Annotated in this window: 16 protein-coding genes; 12 read left to right on the plus strand and 4 right to left on the minus strand. The window is 59.6% G+C overall.

Annotation, left to right across the window (positions count from 1 at the left end; all coding sequences use genetic code 11):
* Positions 1-57: 57 nt before the first annotated feature.
* Positions 58-831 carry an enoyl-CoA hydratase gene (locus tag AC0J1C_RS06040; protein ID WP_473046019.1) on the minus strand — a complete coding sequence of 258 codons (774 nt, stop codon included), beginning with the start codon at positions 829-831 and terminating at the stop codon, positions 58-60.
* Between the two features lie 182 nt (positions 832-1,013).
* Here AC0J1C_RS06040 and AC0J1C_RS06045 point away from each other — a divergent pair, with 182 nt between their 5' ends.
* The gene (locus AC0J1C_RS06045) at positions 1,014-2,528 is read left to right on the plus strand and encodes a fumarate hydratase (protein ID WP_473046020.1); all 1,515 of its coding nucleotides are present in this window, start codon (positions 1,014-1,016) and stop codon (positions 2,526-2,528) included.
* Positions 2,529-2,599: 71 nt separating this feature from the next.
* Here AC0J1C_RS06045 and AC0J1C_RS06050 read toward each other — a convergent pair whose 3' ends face one another.
* Positions 2,600-4,054 (minus strand): protein adenylyltransferase SelO, encoded by a 1,455-nt coding sequence (locus AC0J1C_RS06050; protein WP_473046021.1) that lies wholly within the window; start codon positions 4,052-4,054, stop codon positions 2,600-2,602.
* Between the two features lie 74 nt (positions 4,055-4,128).
* On the opposite strand from AC0J1C_RS06050, the gene AC0J1C_RS06055 reads away from it, so the two are divergent.
* From AC0J1C_RS06055 to AC0J1C_RS06075, 5 genes are all read left to right on the plus strand, one after another.
* Complete coding sequence (locus AC0J1C_RS06055) at positions 4,129-5,082, plus strand: hypothetical protein (protein ID WP_473046022.1); 954 nt, start codon at positions 4,129-4,131, stop codon at positions 5,080-5,082.
* 13 nt (positions 5,083-5,095) lie between these two features.
* Positions 5,096-5,908: an HAD-IIB family hydrolase gene (locus tag AC0J1C_RS06060; protein WP_473046023.1), complete on the plus strand. Its 813-nt coding sequence runs from the start codon at positions 5,096-5,098 to the stop codon at positions 5,906-5,908.
* 15 nt (positions 5,909-5,923) lie between these two features.
* Positions 5,924-7,147, plus strand: a complete 1,224-nt coding sequence (locus AC0J1C_RS06065; protein ID WP_473046024.1) for a glycosyltransferase family protein — start codon at positions 5,924-5,926, stop codon at positions 7,145-7,147.
* Positions 7,144-8,883 carry a sugar phosphorylase gene (locus AC0J1C_RS06070; RefSeq protein WP_473046025.1) on the plus strand — a complete coding sequence of 580 codons (1,740 nt, stop codon included), beginning with the start codon at positions 7,144-7,146 and terminating at the stop codon, positions 8,881-8,883. Before AC0J1C_RS06065 ends, AC0J1C_RS06070 begins: the two co-directional genes overlap by 4 nt.
* Before the next feature lie 72 nt (positions 8,884-8,955).
* Complete coding sequence (locus AC0J1C_RS06075; RefSeq protein WP_473046026.1) at positions 8,956-9,924, plus strand: NAD(P)H-quinone oxidoreductase; 969 nt, start codon at positions 8,956-8,958, stop codon at positions 9,922-9,924.
* A gap of 34 nt (positions 9,925-9,958) precedes the next feature.
* Here the strand turns inward: AC0J1C_RS06075 and AC0J1C_RS06080 are convergent, their stop codons facing one another.
* Positions 9,959-10,984 (minus strand): NADP-dependent oxidoreductase, encoded by a 1,026-nt coding sequence (locus AC0J1C_RS06080; RefSeq protein ID WP_473046027.1) that lies wholly within the window; start codon positions 10,982-10,984, stop codon positions 9,959-9,961.
* A gap of 178 nt (positions 10,985-11,162) precedes the next feature.
* Between AC0J1C_RS06080 and AC0J1C_RS06085 the strand changes: the two genes are divergently transcribed.
* From AC0J1C_RS06085 to AC0J1C_RS06095, 3 genes are read left to right on the plus strand one after another with little or no spacing between them, the layout of a single operon-like run.
* The gene (locus AC0J1C_RS06085) at positions 11,163-13,355 is read left to right on the plus strand and encodes a type VI secretion system Vgr family protein (RefSeq protein ID WP_473046028.1); all 2,193 of its coding nucleotides are present in this window, start codon (positions 11,163-11,165) and stop codon (positions 13,353-13,355) included.
* Positions 13,352-16,678 carry a hypothetical protein gene (locus tag AC0J1C_RS06090; RefSeq protein WP_473046029.1) on the plus strand — a complete coding sequence of 1,109 codons (3,327 nt, stop codon included), beginning with the start codon at positions 13,352-13,354 and terminating at the stop codon, positions 16,676-16,678. Before AC0J1C_RS06085 ends, AC0J1C_RS06090 begins: the two co-directional genes overlap by 4 nt.
* Positions 16,675-17,751 (plus strand): hypothetical protein, encoded by a 1,077-nt coding sequence (locus AC0J1C_RS06095; protein ID WP_473046031.1) that lies wholly within the window; start codon positions 16,675-16,677, stop codon positions 17,749-17,751. The genes AC0J1C_RS06090 and AC0J1C_RS06095 overlap by 4 nt, the downstream gene beginning before the upstream one ends.
* 15 nt (positions 17,752-17,766) lie before the next feature.
* On the opposite strand, the gene AC0J1C_RS06100 is transcribed toward AC0J1C_RS06095, so the two are convergent.
* A complete protein-coding gene (locus AC0J1C_RS06100; protein ID WP_473046032.1) occupies positions 17,767-18,663 on the minus strand; it encodes a DUF1853 family protein in 897 nt (298 codons plus the stop codon).
* Between the two features lie 74 nt (positions 18,664-18,737).
* On the opposite strand from AC0J1C_RS06100, the gene AC0J1C_RS06105 reads away from it, so the two are divergent.
* From AC0J1C_RS06105 to AC0J1C_RS06115, 3 genes are all read left to right on the plus strand, one after another.
* Positions 18,738-19,178, plus strand: a complete 441-nt coding sequence (locus AC0J1C_RS06105) for a VOC family protein (protein ID WP_091992106.1) — start codon at positions 18,738-18,740, stop codon at positions 19,176-19,178.
* 97 nt (positions 19,179-19,275) lie between these two features.
* Positions 19,276-20,700: a hypothetical protein gene (locus AC0J1C_RS06110; protein WP_473046033.1), complete on the plus strand. Its 1,425-nt coding sequence runs from the start codon at positions 19,276-19,278 to the stop codon at positions 20,698-20,700.
* Complete coding sequence (locus AC0J1C_RS06115) at positions 20,672-21,046, plus strand: hypothetical protein (protein ID WP_375192080.1); 375 nt, start codon at positions 20,672-20,674, stop codon at positions 21,044-21,046. The genes AC0J1C_RS06110 and AC0J1C_RS06115 overlap by 29 nt, the downstream gene beginning before the upstream one ends.
* The last annotated feature ends 61 nt before the right edge of the window (positions 21,047-21,107 follow it).

Below are 21,107 nucleotides of genomic sequence, written 5' to 3' on the forward strand. Positions count from 1 at the left end.
TCCGGGTTAACGGTTTGTCGAGTGCCAGGGCGCCGGGTTGTGATGCGTTCCGGCGGGTCACTCGAACCGTGAAAAATCCGGTGGCCGTTTTTCCATAAAGGCTTTGAACGCCTCTGCCGCTTCCGGGGATTTGAGTCGCTGGCTGAACAGCTCACCTTCTTGCAGCATGGTGGCGCGAAGGGCCTCAAGGTTGGGGCGATTGAGCAGCTCTTTCGTTGCCCGGATCGCGGCGGGGGCTTTGCTGGCCAGTCGGCGGCAGGTGTCCAGGGCGGCCTGTTCGGTGTGTTCGGGCTCGCAAACCCGGTTGATCAGCCCGAAGGCCTGGGCGTCTTCGGCGCTGAAGGCGTCGCCAAGCATCAGCAGTTCGGCAGCGCGAACCCGGCCGAGCCAGGCCGGTAGCAAGAGGCTGGAGCCGCCCTCGGGGCACAGGCCGAGGCTGGCAAAGGGCATCTGGAATTTGGCGTTGTTGCCGGCGAACACCAGGTCGCAGTGCAGCAGCATGGTGGTGCCAATGCCGACGGCGGGGCCATTTACCGACGCTACTACCGGTTTGCTGGCGGTTGCCAACAAAAGCAGGAAGCGGCCTACGGGTGTGTGCTCGAAATCACCCGGAAGCCCCGCAGCGAATTCGCCAAGATCATTGCCGGCAGTGAAACATTCACTGGAGCCGGTGAACAGCACGCAACGAATACCGGTGTCGTCCCGGGCCTGCTCCAGGGCATTGCCCATGGCAGTGTACATGTCGTGGGTGAGAGCGTTCTTGCGGTCCGGGCGGTTCAGCCGAACGGTGAGAATGCGGTCCTTGGTCTCGGTCTGGACGAGGTCGGTCACGGGAGCTCCTCAGTTGTTCTTGTGGTTTGGTTAGGATGATACCTTTTTTCTTGGGTGGGTTTAACGGCTTTTCATAAGCGTTTCGCCTTCCGTCCAATCACTCGCTCATCGGTTTTTCTGGTAAACTCTCGCCTCCGTTTTTTGACGACACGACATAACGATACTCACCTGATGAGGCGCCTATGACCACCGTAATCCGCGAGGACGATCTGATTGAGAGCGTCGCAGACGCGCTGCAGTTCATTTCCTATTACCACCCCAAGGATTTTATCCAGGGCGTTTATGAGGCTTACCAGAAGGAAGAGTCCCAGGCGGCCAAGGACGCCATGGCCCAGATCCTGATCAACTCGCGCATGTGTGCCCAGGGGCATCGCCCGATCTGCCAGGACACCGGTATCGTGACGGTGTTCGTCAATATCGGCATGCAGGTTCAGTGGGGCTTCGATCGGCCGCTGGATGACGTGATCAACGAGGGCGTGCGCCGAGCCTACACCCACCCGGACAACGTGCTGCGGGCGTCGGTGCTGGCGGACCCGGACGGCAAGCGCCAGAACACCAAGGACAACACCCCTGCCATTATTCACTACAAGATGGTGCCGGGCGACAAAGTGGAAGTGCATGTGGCGGCAAAAGGCGGCGGCTCCGAGGCCAAGTCCAAGTTCGCCATGTTGAACCCGTCGGACTCGGTGGTGGACTGGGTGCTGAAGATGGTTCCGCAGATGGGCGCCGGCTGGTGTCCGCCGGGCATGCTGGGCATCGGCATTGGCGGTACCGCCGAGAAGGCGATGGAACTCGCCAAGGAAGCCCTGCTGGACCCGATCGACATTCACGATCTGAAGGCCCGCGGCGCCTCCAACCGCGCCGAAGAGCTGCGCCTGGAACTGTTCGAGAAAGTGAACGATCTGGGCATCGGCGCCCAGGGCCTGGGCGGCCTGACCACGGTGCTGGATGTGAAGGTGAAGGACTATCCCACCCACGCCGCCAACAAGCCGGTGGCGATTATTCCCAACTGCGCGGCTACCCGCCACGCCCATTTCACTTTGGATGGCACCGGCCCGTCGCTGCAAACGCCGCCGAGCCTGGACGACTGGCCGGAAATCACCTGGGAAGTGGGCGAGAACGTGCGCCGCGTGAACCTGGACACCGTCACCCCGGAAGACGTGAAAGACTGGCAGCCGGGTGAAACCGTGTTGCTGTCCGGCAAGATGCTCACCGGTCGCGACGCTGCCCACAAGAAGATGGTGGACATGATCGAGAAGGGCGAGGAACTGCCGGTCGATCTGAAAGGCCGCTTCATCTACTACGTGGGCCCGGTCGACCCGGTGCGCGAGGAAGTGGTTGGCCCGGCAGGCCCCACAACCGCCACCCGCATGGACAAGTTCACCCACACCATGCTCGAGAAAACCGGCCTCACCGGCATGATCGGCAAGGCCGAGCGTGGCCAGGTGGCCATCGACGCCATCAAGGAATTCGGCGCGGTGTACCTGATGGCCGTGGGCGGTTCCGCCTACCTGGTCTCCAAGGCCATCAAGCAGGCGGAAGTAGTGGCCTTCCCGGAGCTGGGTATGGAAGCCATCTACGAGTTTGAAGTGGAAGACATGCCGGTGACTGTGGCGGTGGATTCCCGTGGCTCGTCCGTCCACCAGACCGGCCCGGCCGAGTGGCACGAGAAGATTATCGCCGCCAAGGCGGTCTGAAGACCTGAACTTGGGGTCAGATGAATGTGGGGTCAGATGAAATTTTCATCTGACCCCAAATTCAATCCTTGTCAGCTTGAACAGCTGATATTCAGATGCTTGCCCCAGTCCGGCGGTAATGCCGCATAAGCCTCGTTCTCCGGCTGCTCATCAAAAGGCCTCTCCAGTACCTTCAACAGCGCTTTCATGGGTTCGTAATCCCCATTCTGGGCTTCCTGAATCACCTGCTGCGCGAGGTAGTTTCTCAGGATGTACTTCGGATTTACTCCGCGCATGGCGTATTCCCGCTCATCGTGGGCGCGGGTCTCTTTCAGTAGCCGTTCCTCGTACCGCTCCAGCCACTGGTCTGCCACGCTGCGGTCCACAAACAGGTCGCGCACCGGGGCGTGGCCGCGGCTGTGCAGGTTGGAAATGGCCCGGAAGAACAGGGTGTAGTCCACGTGATGCTCGTGCATCATGCTGAAGGTATCCATGATCAGGCTCAGATCACTCTCCTCCTCCTGTGCCAGCCCCAGCTTGTCGCGCATGTTCTGCAGGAAACGTTCGTTATAGGCCACCTCGTAGCGGCGCAGGCCCCGGCGCACGTCGTCCTCATCCATGATGGGCAGCAGCGCGGTGGCCAGGAACCGGCAGTTCTCGAAGCCCACCTGCGGCTGGCGGTTGTAGGCGTAGCGGCCGCCCTGGTCGGTGTGGTTGCAGATGTAGCCGGCGTCGAAATCGTCCAGGAAGGCGTAGGGGCCGTAGTCGAAGGTGTCGCCGATAATGGACATGTTGTCGCTGTTCATCACGCCATGGCAGAAACCGACGGCCTGCCAGTCGGCAATCAGCCGGGCGGTGCGCTCTACCACTTCCTCAAACCAGCGGCTGTGGCGCTCCTCCGCCGGCAGGTCAATAAGGTGGGGGAAATGCAGGGCGATAACATGTTCCAGCAGGGTTTTGACCGCTTCGGGCCCCTCGTGATGGGCAGCAAACTCGAAGTGGCCAAAGCGGATGTGGCTCTGGGCGACCCGCACAAGCGCCGCGGCGGTCTCGATGGATTCCCGGCGCACCGGGTCTCTGGCGCTCACCATGAACAGAGCCCGGGTGGTGGGTATGCCCAGCCCGTACATGGCTTCGCTGCACAGGTATTCCCGGACGGTGGAGCGCAGGACCGCGCGGCCGTCGCCGAAGCGGGAGTAGGGCGTCATGCCGGCACCCTTGAGGTGCCAGTCCCAACGGCGGCCGTCCGGCCCCACCGTTTCCCAGAGCAGCAGGCCCCGACCGTCGCCCAGGTCCGGGTTGTAAACGCCGAACTGGTGCCCGGTATATTTCATGGCAACAGGGTCCATGCCATCGAGGAGCTCGGTGCCGGCGCCGATACCGGCCCAGTCGTCTTCCGAATCCGCCCGGAAGCCCATATCCTCGGCCAGGGAGTGGTTGAAGCACACCATCCTGGCGTCTTTCAACGGCGTGGGTTGGACCCGGGTATAAAAACTGTCAGGGAGTTCCAGGTAGCGGTGCTCCACGCGAAAACCGTTGCCACTCATAAAACGCCTATACTCCCATTGGTATGAATTCTGCTGCCTATCTTCTAACTGCTGACAAAATCGGAAAACTCAACGTGCCTGAACACGCTTTACAACAAACCGTTCTTGACCTGATTGCCCGGGAAGACCTGCCAACGAGCTATGCAAATACCGTTCAAAAGACCCTGTTGCCCCTGGCAAACCACATACTGGCATTGCGCCGGTCGAAGCAGCGGCCGGTTGTGGTGGGGATACACGGGGCCCAGGGTACCGGCAAGTCCACGCTCACCCTGTTTTTACGGGAAATCCTGTCCCAACACTTTGGCACGGGCACGGCCAATTTCTCTCTGGATGACATCTACCTTACCAGAGCCGAGCGCCAGGACCTCGCCGAACGTATCCACCCGCTGTTTATTACGCGAGGCGTGCCGGGCACTCACGACCTGGCACTGGGGCAGCAGGTGCTCGACCAATTGCGTGCGGCCGGGCCCGGCGAACAGACCCCCATTCCGGCCTTCGACAAGGCCCGGGACGATCGGGTTCCCGAGGCAGACTGGCCGGTCTTCGACGGCAGGGCCGATGGCATCCTGATAGAAGGCTGGTGCCTGGGTGCCTTGCCTGAGGACGAAGCCGCCCTGGCCGACCCTGTGAACCGCCTGGAGTCGGAAGAGGATTCGAATGGCACCTGGCGAGGATACGTGAACCAGTGCCTCAAGGGCGAGTACCGGGATTTCTTTGGCCAGATGGACTGTCTGGTGATGCTGAGGGCGCCTTCCATGGACTGTGTACTGGAATGGCGGAGGCTTCAGGAGCAGAAGCTGGCCAGAAAGGCCGGCGCAGCTCTGGATCATAATGCACCAAAACAGGGCACCGTTTCCGGGGGCGCGCAAAACCTGCGCATTATGAGCGAGGCCGAGGTGGCCCGGTTCGTGATGCATTACGAGCGGGTGACCCGCGCCTGCCTTGCCGAGATGCCGGGCAGGGCGGATGTGCTGATTGAAGTGGCCGAGGACCACACGCTCGGTCTGCCGAAGTTCCGTTCAGATTGAAGGAGAACTCACCATGGCCAGGCCCCGCCTGATCCTCTTTTCAGACCTCGATGGCACACTTCTCGACCATGATAATTACGACTGGCGGGCCGCGCAGCCGGCCCTGGCCAAACTGCGTTCCAGCGGTATTCCACTGATTCTCAATTCCAGCAAGACGCGGCCGGAGATCCAGGCCCTGCGCAAAGACCTGGGTAATACCGACCCGTTCATCGTCGAAAACGGTGCAGCAGTAATCATACCGGCCCACATCTTCGGCAACAGCGAGGAGGAGGTGGTGAATTTTGGTGCAACCCGGGCGCAGGTGCTGGCCGTGCTCGAGAAGTTGCGGGCAGAGGGTGCCCGTTTTAGGGGTTTTGAGGACATGTCGGCCGAGGAACTTGCGCGTGAAGCGGGCCTGAAGGTGGCCGCAGCGGTGCTGGCCAAACAGCGGGTGGGTACCGAGCCGTTGCTCTGGCAGGGCACTGATGGGGAGCGTGCGGAATTTGAAGCTGCGCTGGCCCGGGAAGGCCTGCGGCTGGTGGCCGGCGGGCGGTTCCTTCATGCCATGGGTGTCTTCGATAAAGCCGACGGGGCCCGGTTCTTGCTTTCGAAATATCAAGAGCAGTACCAGGAGCATGGCGACGGACCTCTGATTGCGATTGCTCTGGGTGACAGCCCCAACGATCAGCAAATGCTGGAAGCGGCGGATATACCGGTGGTGATCCGGGGCGTGAACAGTGAGCAGGTCCAGCTGCCCTCGGCAAAACACGCCATGCGTTCTCTCAAACCCGGCCCCGAGGGCTGGAACGAGTGCGTACTCAATCTGCTGTTCGAGTACGGCTATTAGCGAAGGAGAGCCGCCATGGGCGACTTTTACCAGAATGGCATTGTCACCACCCTCCACAACCTGGTCAGGCGCCCGGTGGAGGAGCTCGAAGCGGAACTGATGAGTTTCCGGAAAGCCCGCCCAATGTCGCTGGTGCTGCCGTCGCTGTATTCCGAGCTGGAGGGCCCGGCCCTGAAGAACATTGTGCAGGAGCTCGGCAAGGTGCCGTATCTTGACCAGGTTGTTATCGGGCTCGACCGCGCGAACGAGGCGGAGTACCGCCATGCTTTGGAATACTTCTCCGAACTGCCCCAGAACTTCCGGGTACTGTGGAACGACGGCCCGAGGCTGCGCGACATCGATCTGAAGCTGCGCGAACAGAACCTGGCGCCGACGGAGATGGGTAAGGGGCGCAACGTCTGGTACTGCTTTGGTTACGTGCTGGCCTCGGGCGTGAGCAAGTCCGTGGCGCTGCACGATTGCGACATTCTGACCTACTCACGGGATCTGGTGGCCCGGCTGATATACCCGGTGGCGAACCCCGGCTTCAACTACATGTTCTGTAAGGGCTATTACGCTCGGGTGGCGGACAGCAAGATGAACGGTCGTGTCAGCCGCCTGCTGGTCACGCCCCTGATCCGGTCCTTGAAGAAGGTGTGTGGCCCCAGCGATTTCCTGGATTACCTCGACAGCTATCGCTACCCGCTGGCCGGCGAGTTCTCCTTCCGCACTGATGTGATCAACGATCTGCGCATTCCCAGCGACTGGGGCCTGGAGATTGGGGTGCTCTCGGAGATGAAGCGCAACTACGCCACCAACCGCCTGTGCCAGGTAGACATTGCCGACGTGTACGACCACAAGCACCAGGACCTGTCGCCGGAGGATGCCAGCAAGGGCCTGTCCAAGATGAGCATGGACATCGCCAAGGCCTTGTTCCGCAAGCTGGCCACCAACGGCGAGATCTTCTCCAACGAGAAGTTCCGCACCATCAAAGCCACTTACTTCCGCATCGCGCTGGATTTTGTGGAGACCTACCAGAACGATGCCATCATCAATGGCCTGACCTTCGACCGGCACAAAGAGGAGAAGGCGGTGGAGCTGTTTGCCCAGAATGTGATGCGTGCCGGCGCCTACTTCCTCGACAACCCCATGGACACGCCGTTCATTCCCAGCTGGAACCGGGTAACCAGCGCCATTCCCGACATCAAGGAGCAGTTGCTGGAGGCCGTGGAGCTGGATAACGAGGAATTCAAACCATGACCCAGCCGCTCAAGGTCAAACTGGAGTCCATGCTGGAAGTGGTCTATCCCGAGCTGGACTGCGATTTCCTGGCGGAGCAGTTGCTTGCCACCATGGGGCTGGAGCCCAACCAGGAGCCACCGCCGGCGCACCAGAACCACTGGGACGAGTCCGATGTGGTGCTGATCACCTACGCCGACACGGTGCAGCGGGCCGACGAGAAGCCACTGGTGACCCTGCACCGGTTTTTGGAAGACTGCCTCGCCGATACCGTCTCCGCGGTGCACATTCTACCGTTCTTCCCCTATAGCTCGGACGATGGCTTTTCGGTTATGGACTACCTGGCGGTGAACGAGTCCCACGGCACCTGGGAAGACATCGAGCGTATCGCAGGGGATTACAAGCTGATGGCCGACCTGGTGATCAACCACATGTCCGCCCGCAGCCGCTGGTTCGAAAACTTCCGCAAGCGCGTTGAGCCGGGCAAGGATTACTTCTTCGAAGGCAATCCCCGGGATGATCTGAGCGCCGTAGTACGGCCGAGAACCTCTCCGCTGCTGAATGCGGTACAGACCGACGACGGCGAGCGTTACGTGTGGTGCACCTTCAGCGAGGACCAGGTGGACCTGAATTTCGCCAATCCCATGGTGCTGGTCGAGTTCGCCGCCATTATCCGCTACTACCTCGACCGGGGCATCCTCCTGTTCCGGCTTGATGCCGTGGCCTTCCTCTGGAAGGAGCCTGGCACGCCCTGCATTCACCTGCAGCAGACCCACGAGCTGATCAAGATTCTGCGGCTGCTGATTGAGCACCTCAGCCCGAACGCGGTGGTGATCACCGAAACCAACGTGCCGAACCGGGAGAACCTGACCTATTTCGGCAACGCCAACGAAGCCCATGTGATCTACAACTTCTCCCTGCCGCCGCTGCTGATCAACACGCTCGTTACCGGCGACTGCAAGCACCTGAAAACCTGGCTGATGAGCATGCCGCCGGCGCAGATGGGCACCACCTACCTCAACTTCATCGCCTCCCACGATGGCGTTGGCATGCGACCCACCGACGGGCTTTTGAGTGACGAGGAGAAGCAGCGGCTGATCAACACCATGGAATCCTTCGGCGGCAAGGTGTCGTTCCGGCGCACGCCCGATGGCCGGGACCAGCCCTACGAGATCAACATTGCCCTGTACGATGCGCTGCAGGGCACCGCCGAATCCGGTCGCGACCACTGGCAGCTTCCGCGGTTTCTCTGTGCCCACACCATCATGCTGGCGCTCGAGGGCATTCCGGCCTTCTACATTCACAGCCTGCTGGCCACGGAAAACGATCTGGCCCGGGTAGAGCATACCGGCCGGTTGCGCTCCATCAACCGGAGCCAGTGGCAGCTGGATGAACTGGAGGAAAAGCTGGCCGACCCGCTCAGTCACCACGGCAAGGCCTTTGCCGAACTCAAGCGCCTGATTGCTATCCGCCGCAAGCAGCCAGCGTTTCATCCCAATGCCACCCAGTTCACCCTGCACCTGGGGCTGAAGCTGTTTGGCTTCTGGCGCCAGAGCATGCGCCGCGATCAGTCCATCTTCTGTATTCACAACATCAGCGACCAGCTGCAGGAAGTGGCGCTGAGTGACATCAACCTGATTGGCACCGATCGCTGGCAGGACCTGATCTCCGGCCTCAGGATCGATGACCTCTCCGGCTCGATTACCCTCAAGCCCTACCAGAGTGTCTGGCTCTCGAACCGTGACGTAACCAACTGAGACGCCGGTTGTGCAATGCCCGAAAAACATAGGGTATGCTGTGGCCATAGCAGCAAGGCCGAGACGTCAGACATGAACAGAGCAATCAAGGTTACCGGCGGCAATCTCACCTGGGAGGACTGGGATGGCCCGGGCACGCCGCCGACAGACCACGTGGAAATCGAAGTTGTCTGGACCGCCATCAACCGGGCAGATCTGATGCAGCGGGCAGGGCTTTATCCGCCGCCGCCTGGCGCCTCGGACATCCTGGGCCTGGAGGTCAGTGGCCGGATTGCCTCGGTTGGTTCCGGCGTCAGCCGGTTTCAGCCCGGTGATGAAGTGTGCGCCCTGTTGACCGGCGGCGGCTATGCCACTCGGGTGGTGGTGCCGGAAGTTCAGGTGTTGCCGGTACCCAAGGGCCTGTCGCTGGAAAAGGCCGTGGCAATACCGGAGGTTTTCGCTACTGCCTGGTTGAACCTGTACCACGAAGCCCAGCTGAAGCCGGGGGAGCGGGTGCTGTTGCACGCTGCCGCCAGTGGTCTGGGCACTGCTGTCATTCAGCTGGCCACTGCTTTCGGTAACCCGGTGTTTGCCACCGCCGGCGACGACGCCAAGCTGGAAACCTGCCGCAAGCTGGGCGCCAGTGGCGTCTGGAACCGTAACCAGGGCTCGTTCGTTGATGCCGTGAAACACTGGGGTGGCGTAGACATGGTGCTGGACCCGGTGGGTGGCAGCTACATCGCCGAAGACCAGCAGGTATTGAACGTGGATGGCCGAATCGTACTGATCGGCCTGATGGGCGGGCGTATGTCCGAGGTAGATCTCGGCCTGATGCTGGTCAAACGCCAGCGTTTGATTGGCTCCACGCTTCGATCCCGTACCGTAAAGGACAAGGGCGACGTGATGCAGGCCCTGTATCGACACGTTTGGCCACTGCTGAGCGCGGGCCAGATTGAGCCGATCATTGACAGCGCCTGGCCCATCGAGCGGGTGGAGGAGGCCATGGCCTACGTGGGCGAAAACAAGAACACCGGCAAGGTGCTCCTGCAGATCGCCGAGTGATAGACCATGGCCCGGGGCCGGCGGCTCGGTTGGTTCAGTCGGCGACGTGAACCAGCTGCTTGCCGAAGTTGCGGCCTTTGAGCATGCCCTTGAAGGCGTCAACGGCGTTTTCCAGGCCTTCCGCCACGGTCTCCCGGTATTTCAGCTCTCCGGATGCCACCCGTGATGCCAGGATATCGGTGATTTCCTGGTGCTGGTCCTGCCATTCTGTCACTAGGAAAAAGCGGTGCTCGGGTACCGGATCCAGCGCCTTGAGCACGTGGAAGGGCGTTTCCACGCTGGCCATGTCGGTGGCGTTGTAGGCTGACACATAGCCGCAGATGGGCACCCGCGCACCGGGATTGAGCAGCGGCGCCACGGCCCGGGTGACTGCGCCACCGACATTTTCGAAGTAAATGTCGATACCATCGGGACAAGCCGCCTTGAGATCGGCTTCCAGGTTGCCGGCCTTGTAGTCCACGCAGGCGTCGAAGCCCAGTTCGTTCACCACGAAATTGCATTTCTCCGGCCCGCCGGCCACGCCGACCACGCGGCAACCCTCGGATTTTGCGGTCTGGCCAACCACGGTGCCGACCGGGCCGGAGGCGGCAGACACCACCACGGTCTCACCCGCCTTGGGCTTGCCCACGTACATCAGGCCGCAGTAGCCAGTGCGCCCGGGCATGCCGGCCACGCCCAGATAGGCCTGCAGGGGCACGTTGTCGCGCTGCTGAATCTTGTACACCATCGGCGCATCGGCCGGGAAGGTCACATACTCCTGCCAGCCGGAATAGCAGGTGACCAGGTCGCCCACCTTGAGCTTGTCGGAACGGGATTCCACCACCCGGGCCACGCTCTCGCCCACGATCGGCTCGTCAATTCCAATCGGGTCCATGTAGCCCTTGGCATCGTTCATCCTTGGGCGCATGTACGGATCCAGGGACAGCCAGAGTACCTGGGCAACCACCTCGCCCTCGTTCGGGGATCGGACAGGACGTTCTTCCAGTACCAGATCGCCTTCCTGGATCTCACCCTGGGGACGTTGTTTAAGCACTACCGCTCGGTTCTTGAAATCAGCCACTCGCTCTCTCCGGTTGCGTAATGAAACCAGATTAGGGTGCAGCAGAACGAATCGCCGGTCAACCTCTCATCCTGAATGATCGGGCAGGGCACGGGGTTTCATTATCTACCCTGATCGCTATAATCAGTGGCAGCTCAGGACGAGCCGGAAACCGATTTATCTTCAAAGGATTGAAGACATGCCCCAGGCAAGTGGATTGCAGTTTACCGCCCGCGTTGGCGATCTCCCTTCTGATCTTTTCTCAGTGGTTGGCTTCACCCTCACCGAGCGCCTGTCCGAGGTGTTTTCAGGTCGGCTGGAGCTGGCAAGTTTTGACCCTTCGATCCAGGCCTCCGAGCTTCTCGAACAGCCGGTGGACCTTGTTGTCTGGCAGCACGGCGAGCCGCTGCGGCGCTTCACCGGCGTGGTCAACGAATTCGCCCGGGGCGACACCGGCCACCGGCGCACCCGCTACGAACTGGTTATCCAGCCACCCCTGTGGCGTTTGGGCCTGATGCACAACAGCCGGATCTTCCAGACCCGAAGCACCGACGCCATCGTGCGCACCCTGCTCGAAGAGCGGGGCCTGATCGACACCGTCTTCGACCTCAAGCGCCCGCCCGAGGAGCGCGAGTACTGCGTGCAGCACCGGGAGAGCGACCTGGCTTTCCTGGAACGCCTGGCCGCCGAGGAAGGCTGGCACTACCGCTACGAACACGGCAGTGTGGACGGCGACACCCAGCCCGCTTTGATAATCGCCGACCACCACGGCGATGCCCTGGTGCTCGAATCGGCCCGGTACAACGCCCAGGCCGGCGGCAGCACCCGGCAGCCGGCCGTCTTTCGGTTCCGGTACGAAGAGCGGGTACGCGTGGCCTCCGTGGCCATGAAAGACTACACCTTCAAGAATCCCGCCTACGCCCTGATGCACGAACAGGCGGCCGGGGAGGTGAACCACCGGGAAGACAAAATTGCCGGGAGCAATTTTGGACAGCCGCAGGCTGGCCCCGCAAGGGGTGAGGCGCATGGACGCGCCGAACACTATCAGCACTACGACTACCCCGGCCGCTTCAAGGCCGACGCCAGCGGCCAGCCCTTTACCGAAGCCCGCTTGCAGGCGCTGCGCAACGACGCCAGCACCGCTGCCGGTGACAGCAACCGACCGGACTTCAGCGCCGGTGCCAAAGTGGCCATCACCGACCACGACAGCGAGGCCCTGAACCGGGACTGGCTGCTGACGGCGGTGACCCACACCGGCACCCAGCCCCAGGCGTTGGAAGAAGAGGGCGGCAGCGAACCCACCAGCTATCACAACCGGTTCACGGCCATTCCTGCCGACCGGATCTGGCGCCCGCAAAGCCCGAATCGCCCTCTGATGGACGGCCCGCAGATGGCCATCGTGACCGGCCCAGAGGGCGAGGAGATTCACTGCGATGAGCACGGGCGAGTGAAAGTCCGGTTCCCGTGGGACAGATACAGCAAGAACGACGAACACAGCAGCGCCTGGCTGCGGGTCAGCCAGGGCTGGGCCGGTGGCCAGTATGGCTTCATGGCTCTGCCGAGAATCGGCCACGAAGTCATTGTCTCGTTCCTGGACGGCGACCCGGACCAGCCCATCATTACCGGCAGAACCCACCACGCCACCAACACGCCACCCTACGCGCTGCCGCAGCACAAAACCCGCACCACCCTGAAAACCAAAACCCACAAGGGCGAGGGCAGCAACGAGCTGCGGTTCGAGGACGAAGCAGACCAGGAACAGATCTACATCCACGCCCAGAAAGACCTGGACCTGCTGACCGAACACAACCGCACCGAAGTGATCAAAAACGACAGCCACCTGACCTTGGAGAACCACCGGTTCAGTCATATCAAAGGTGACCACCATTGCAGTGTGTTGGGTGAAAAACGAGAGGCTGTTGGTGGTGATTGCAGCCAGAGCATCGGCGGCACATTTCACCAGAAATCTGCGCAGGCCACCCTCAGCGAGTCGGGTACCGAGGTGCACCACAAGGCCGGTGCGAAGGTGGTTCTGGATGCTGGTGCGGAGCTGACCATTTCGGCAGGTGGCAGTCTCCTGAAACTGGACCCGAGTGGGGTGACGTTAAGTGGGCCGGGGATAAAGATTAACTCGGGTGGGGCGCCAGGGAGTGGGAGCGGGCAACGTGGCTTAACGCCGGAGATGCCACATCATCTTCAACAGAGTGCCGCGATAGCGGAATCCGCTGAGTTGGCAACCGTGGGCAAACGCAAAACGGCGCTTGCGAACCAGAAGGGCGTCGATCGGTTACCGGGGTCTGATCGAAAACTGATCGTCGATGTAATCGGCGGTCATCTCGAGCAGGAGTCTGTGGAAGCTGTTAAAGGAACTATCAGGGAGCAAGACACATGACGGACACCGTGGATTTTTCCGATGAGTCCCGCGACCGGTCAGTTCTGAGACGGGCGGACTACGATGACAATGACCCTAAAGATCTCGTGCTGTTAATACCCACAAGAGACGGTGGCAAGCTCCAGATACCATTGCTTGAGAGGGCGCGATCCAATATTGAGCGAGAGGACTATCAGGAAAATACTCTCCTCAGAGTCAAACCACTCGCAGAAATCGCCGGTAATCTCCCTGTCAAAACCGGTGGAGTGACGATTAATCAAGGGAAAGCCGTTGCGCTTTTGCGCCCCGGTTTTCTCTATATTTTTCGAAACAACCGACTCTGGCGAGAGCTGGAGGTAAGCGAACATTCCCAGTTTGGCGATGTAGACCTGGAGGCGGCCCGGAGGGAAGGTGCAGATTCGGAGTCTCCCAGTCGCGTCGTTCGCCCTTCTGTGGGCCAGTGGATCGACGACCTGCTTGTGCCGGTTTTTCTTCAGGGTCGAGCGGTGATGAATGAGTTCAGGATGGCCTACAGTGAGGTCCAGTGGGATTGGTCATACGTTGAATATCTCGAAGCAAATGAATCAGCCCGTCATTTGAGGACAACGTCTATCGGCCACGCTTGGGCTTTGAATGCTTCAGAGTCGTTGAGTTTTTCCTCCGGGTTTCCGGCCTCGAGGCTAGAAGATGTTGCGGAGCTGCGGGAACGGGACCTTGGCATTGAGTTGATGTTGGAAAACCCGGGTGACTTCGTCGTCGGCTTTGAAAAGCCGGGCGATCAGGAACTGTGTACAAAACTCGGTAACCTTCTCGACCACTCGTTCGACCTGACCTGCGAGCCACAAGAGGATCAGCTTGCTCACTTGCGATCCCGACAAGGGGTGGCCTGTGTCTCCCTTCCTGATCCCCTGTTTGTACTCAGGCACGCGATGACGCAACTGCATCTTGCACTTCATTATCTGGATGCCGTGGACGTGTCGGTTCAGAGCAATCCCATGGCACATTCCGCCATGCTCATCCGGCAGGCCATATTTGATCCGCGCCCCGGTGGAAGTAATCCCTTGTCAAAGTACGCGAGCGCGATAGATCGGTCGAAACTAGATGACGTGTTGAAGAGCAGCGAGAAAGATCACGCCATTGAAGTCATCGATCGGAACCTTGTTGTCTTGCGCCGTATGTTAATTAACCGGACTCTTGATGCGGTTCTTGAGGACTACAGAACGTGTAAAGACGTGGCGATCTGCGAAGGTTACCTGCTTATTGCTGACACGCTGAATCTTCTGCAGCAGATACCCGGTGTGCTCCGGGCGCAAGGGGTGGCAGATAGAGGCGAAATCCTGGGAGACCTTCGACGTTGGATCGTCGACGGTTCGTTCCTGATTGATTGGGCGCCCGATGACCCGAACAGCCGAGGTGGCCAGACCGCGATTCTTGATCGCATTCAGTCGTTGGTGGATGACAAAACTGAAATTGATGACGAGCTTCTGAAACGGCTGAACCTACAATCACTCGTTTATCTGGAAAAGCAGCTGGATGAAAAGAACGATGTCACAGAATCCGGAGTAAAAGGTGTGGCTAACGCAGGCAAGGTCAGCGGAATGGTGTCCAGCTCTCTGAACGAGTGGAGCTCTGCGATACTCGCGGTGTGCAAACGCCTCATCGAGGAGGATGCCATTCAACAGATTGAAGTTAAGAGGATTATGGGTGCTGCCTTCACCAACTTCGTTCGTGTGGACCAGTCCCTCCGGCAAATTGAAATTATGAGCAGAACGGGAGCGGTGACCAGCGGCTCGATTGTTGGTGTCTCCGGGAATGGGCTTGTCCGGGGCTTGACGGATTTTGACCGGACGGAAGGGATACTTACTCGCGCCAAAGACTATCTGTACGCCGACTTGCTCGATGATTCCGGAAAACTCGTTGCGTCCAGCAGTCCCTCCAGAGTGGCAAATGCAATTGACGAAGCAGTTAACAGGATTGCGGGCGAAACCAATGTGTTTTATGCGCCGAGTGATCACCCGGAGATGCGTAAACTCAGCCTTCTGAAAGTCGACCTGGCGAAGCGCGCCAACGATGTTGTCGATGGGCCAGCCGTTTCACGGGGGCTGGTGGCTTTGGCGGCGTTCAACCTGTTTCTGGAGCTACATAACTTTAACCAATTGTCTCGGCACAATACTGAAGCGTTCTTGCTTTCCTCTGCAAAGATTATTGGCGCGACTACTGACTTGGTGGCGGCCTCTCTCAAGCTCAGCGAAGTAATGGGTCGCCATGTATCCAATGCAGGTAAAGATACTTCAAGGGCATACAGAGTCGCAACTCGACCGCTCTTCAATATGAAGAGCTGGCCGCTCATTGGGAAAAGGCTGAGAAGACTAAAGGTTTCAACGCTCGTTCGAGTAACTGGGTTGGCAACATTTTTAGCGGGCTCTGCTAGCGCAGGCTTGAGCTATTGGGAAATGCGAATTAGCCTCGCAAACAAAGACTTTGACGCTGCAAACGGCCATGCAATAGCGATGGCAGGGAGTTTGATTGTTCTGGCGTCTCCTCTTATGGCTTCTTTGCTTGCCATTCCGGGATGGGGTTGGGCCATATTCGGATTATCTATGGCTGTCGGTGGCAGCCTATATGCAGGATTAACTACTGATGATGATCTTGAACAGCTTCTCAAGCGCGGGCCGTGGGGCACTCATCCGGATGACTCTCTACCCGGTCGTGAAGATAAGGCCTATTACAGCCAGCTTCTCTCTTTGTTGTCACCGGTAAATGTAACAGCGCAACGATATTCAGAAGTGCAGCCGGACCCGGCTCTGGTCCATCCAAGTTACGCGCCTCGCGAGGATGACTACGTTATTACGATTCAGACGCCATTGGTAAGTCGCCTGCGTTTTCGCGGAGAAAAGGAGATGAATCTACCCCAAGCTCCTTTTCGTCTGGTGGTGCAGGAGATTGCCTATCTCACTTCCACGACTCAGTCTCCTAGCCTTGGGCTATCAGCGCCCGCAGCTAGCACTCAAATGTTAAAGGCAACCCCCCTGAAAAAGGTGATCTCTCGACAGTCACTTCCCAACCGATCGGCGGTTCGGTTTCTGGTTCGGCGTGAGATCACGGAAAGTGATTATCAGGGCCTGTATTATCGCGAATCTATCACCACTAGCGTTCGGGTTGGCATTCAGACGACTCTGGATACAGAGCTTGGCCCGTTGGTCTTTCCTGCACCCGTGTTTGATGATTTCGAACCCTTTGATTTGGTCAAACACGGCCAGCCGCCGAGCAAAGTCAGGCGAGTTTTAGATCCTTACAGTCAGCCCAAATCTCCCTACTGGCACTTTACTGAGGTCAATGTATGAGTGAGCTTTCCAGAATGACAGCGCTTAATGAGGGAGCCTTTCGTGCCACGACACTCGGCCCGCTTCCCAAAGCGCCCGAAGATCGCATTCGCATTGGAGAGGAACTTCAACCTGTCGGCACTTACGCCGGGGTGATACCTTATTTATCAGCGATTGAGGACGCAGAAGCTCTTCAGGAACACGAGCAGACTGATCCTGATTTCAAATCCAATGACTGGTGGTGGGATCATCAACGAATTCGGTTCCTCAACGGCAAGATGGGACTCAAGGTCCTTTTGCTCATTATTCCATTGGTCTGGGTGCTTTCCTTGTGGTTGGCTGGCCCGGCCGTGTTGGTTTGGATGGTTGCCGAAGTTAATGCTGTCAGGGAACTACCTGGGTTAGTGGTTGGGTTGCTCGGCATTATCCTGACAATTGCGTGGTACGGCTTCGCGATCTGGGTCACACCCTCAACCACCAACTGGATCATGAGCACCGGCCTCGGATTCCTCCTCAAGCCTTTTGAAAAAGCCATCAACAGGAAATTGGACAAGACTCTCGAAGACGGATGCAGCGAATTCAACCGCCTCACGGGTCAGGTCCGAATTGCCCTCGGTCGCGGCCGGTTCTTTGAAGCACCGTTCGTCGAGTTTGATGCCTATATCGAGCGGGTCATTCAGGAAAGCGGGGTGTTTTATCGGTTGATGCTGGTGCACCGCTACACCCAGAAAACGTTCAACAAAACCGGTTTCAGCACCATTGAATCGGATAAGACCGAGGTGTTGGCGATGTGGGATATGCTGCAGCGTTACATGGACGTGAGCCAGCCGTTGCCTGATACCCCGCGCCTGGAGCCTTTCCGGCACCTGGATCCGGTAACGGCGGAGCATGACCGAAAAACCGGCCGAAATCCCAGGTATTGGCGCGATCTGGATCTGGAATCCTGGAAGGAAGGCGAGGGCCGGTCGGAAGTGTACCGGCGACAGGTTTCGTACCCCTGGGCCAGCCGAACCTGCAAGCTCACTCCGCAACTGGGCAAGATTCCTATGGAAGAGTACAGAAAGCTGCGGCCGGCGAACGCCTGGCCGATCTGAGGCTTCGTTGCGGGCTTATGGCCAGCTCTCCGGCACCACGAAGATCCTCTCCACTTCCCGCCAGGAGCCTTCTGGCCCATCCTGAGCAAGCGCGGCAAACAGCAGTGGTACGTGCTTCTGCGCAATGGTGTCCAGAGCCCGGACCAATTCCTCTTCCTCAGGCTCGTCAGCCTGTTGCCAGGGCCCGATCCAGTCGGGTTTGTTCAAGACCACCCAATGCCGGGTTGATGAGGCAGTGAGCTCAGAAACGTAGCGCCACTGGCCGGCCAGATGATCCGCTGGCACGTAATCGGGAATCGCATAATCCGACCGGGACGGGTAAAACAGATACCCTGGCATGAACAGGCGCGGTGTAATCGGCCCTGAGACGCCGGTTTCAGCCAGCAGTGCCTGCGCTTCGGGCAGTCGGGTTCGCTGGCTCTGGATGTTGATCAAGCGGCTGGTTTTCAGGTCCAGGCGATCCTTGGCGTTGGGTCCGTACCAGCGGGTAAGGCCGTTTGTTTCCGGAACTCCCAGATAATACTTGATGGCGATCTCATGGTGCTCAAGCCGTCCCTCGTTTCGGTTGTGTACGATGAAATCCAGCTCGCCGAGGGTGCGACCGTTGGCCTGTATCTGCCGGTTCTGAAGCAGGATATCCCACCCCAGAAGGTTCTCCAGAAGCACCCGGTACAGGCGCTCAAAATAGAAGCCCAGACGCTTCGGCGGCGTTTCGCGAAGCAGAGGAGGCAAGGTGTCGGGATGCTGGTCCCAGTGTCTGAGCAGAGCCTGGTAGCCGTCTGGCAGGTAACGAGATAGCTCGAAAGTCAGGGGCGAGCGGAGCAGTTGCGGTGCTTGGCAAAGCCACGCCAGGTGGCGCACCGCTGGCGTACGCAGATCAAAGAGGGAGTGTGGTTTGGTTTTTTCATCCATGGGGCCAGAATACCGTAAACTATGGGCAAGGTAAGACTCTGAATTTACGATCAATCCGGTTTTGAGGAGGCGTTATGCAATATCTTCACACCATGATCCGGGTGAGCAACCTGGATGAAACGCTGCATTTTTTCTGTGATCTTCTGGGTATGGTCGAGATCAGCCGCAAAAGCAGCGACAAAGGCCGGTTCACGCTGGTTTTTCTGGCGGCCCCGGAAGACGAGGCGCGGGCCCGCGAGGATCGTGCGCCGATGATCGAACTGACCTACAACTGGGATCCGGAAGAGTACACCGGTGGCCGCAATTTCGGGCACCTGGCCTATCGGGTCGACGATATCTACGCGCTGTGCGACCACCTCATGGCCAACGGTGTGACTATCAACCGGCCGCCCCGGGATGGTCACATGGCCTTTATCCGCACGCCAGACAACATCTCCATCGAGTTGCTCCAGAAGGGTGAGGCCCTGCCACCGAAGGAACCCTGGGCTAGCATGGAGAACACCGGCACCTGGTAGCCGGGTGCAGGCCCTGAGCGATCAAAAAGTGATATGATTCAGGGCTGCACCAACGCTTTCGCATCAGGATGATGCAGTCAGAACATGGAGACGTTCGATGGAAGATTGGCAAGGATGCCTGGATCCCCTGTGCCAGACCGCTCTGTTACACGCCCGGGAAAGCGTGGAACGCCGGGGCGGCTCGGTCATTACCGTTGAAGATTATTTACTCGCCCTGCTGGACTCCGATCCCTCCATTGCGCGATTTTTGCGGGGCTGTGGGGTGGACATGGACGAGCTCACCCGCACCATTCAGTGTGAACAACCCATCGTTACCGAGGTGACCGGCGAGGACCAGCTGTCTTCCCAGCTGATGTACTGGTTCGCCTGCGCGAGAGAGGCAAGGCAGGCGGCATGGCTGGGCTGGGCGGATCTTCTGGAGACACTGGTTCGAGCAAGTGAGCGCCTGCAGGAGAAAGCCTACGTTGCGGTGCTGGAGCTGGTCAGCCGATGGCCGGACTCGGTTAACGACCGGGCGTCGCCACCTGTGGAGGAGTCCCAGAGGGCGCCCATTGTGGTCGCCGATTCAGGCTGGGTAGAGCTGGCGGAGGACGTGGCCATCAGCCTTGGCGCGAGCCCGTCTTCGCTGATCTGGGTTCGAGGGGAGCGAGGGGCGGGCAAGACCGCCTGGCTCCAGTCGATGTTATCGGCCCTCGAGCAGGACTACCTGGAACTGGATCTGCGACGAGAGACCGAGATCATGGCCAGCGAGTTGCCTGTCATACCGGGGCGAGCAGACAGCGTTGAAATCGCGGGGGAACACCGCCGCTGGCCCGTTCTGGTGCTGGACAACATCTCACCGGACGATCTCTTGGCGTTGATGGCAGTTCCGGACAGCCTGGCGAGGACCCTCGTGCCTCGCTGGGCCGGACCGGTAATCTTGCTGGGTCCGAGCGGACCGAGCAGTCATGAATCGGTGCAGGCCCTGCAACATCGCTTAGGCCGGGCACTGGAAGCGTTCGATCTGCCCATTGCCAGCGTGGTGCAACGACAGGCCATACTGACAGCGCACCAGCCGGCCATTGAGCGACAGTGGCAGGTACAGATTCCCCGGCCGGTTATTCGATTCGTTGCGTCCCGTCGCAGCCGCTGTGTCAGTACGCCGGGTGGCATGCTTCAGTGGCTGGAGCGCGCCGCCGCGAGGTTGAACCTGTTTGCCCGGAGAGGCCCGGCCGAGGCCCAGGCACTCTCGGCCCAGAGCGATACCCTGAAGCGGCAGTCTCTGGTGGCGCTGGCCAGACACGAGTCAACCGCGGATATTGAGTCGTCGCTGGAGGAATTACGGCTGCATCGCGCGGCGTCGGAAGTGGCCTGGCACGAACGTCGAGCCGCAGGCACTCTCCGGGAATTAACCGTGGATGATCTGAGGCAGGAACTGGAGCGATGGGTTGCAGCCCGGCCCGGGCCGGTTCACTATAGCCAGCAATATCATCAGCAGGACGGAGATTCAGCGGGTGCAGGATCTGGAAATTTACATTCGTGACCTCAAACCGGGTGCCGTGTCCGAGTGGCTGGTTAGCCATGTTGAGGAGCTGCAACTGGACGATCGCGAACTCGCCGGGGTGGTGAAGGGAGAGGCCCGATATGAGGGGCAGCGTCTTAGAATCACCCTTTACCCGGAAGCGTTCGGGAAGCGATTCACCTCGTTGCTGATTGAGGGCAGCACGGTGCCCTGGAGCTCCGACCTCGACTGCGCGCGTAGCGCTTGGCGCACATTGGACACCGAGATCCGATGCAGTCCCGGGGACTGGAAAGAGGGCGAGCCGGTTGAGGACGGCAAATGGTGGCGGTTGGACCACCGCGGAGAGCAGCAGGTGGTCTGGAACTGAAAAAGGCAGCCCGAGGGAGGCTGTGTGAAAACAGCCTCCGAAGTTGGCAAAATAACCGCGA

This window comes from Marinobacter sp. E2 (genome assembly GCF_055755345.1).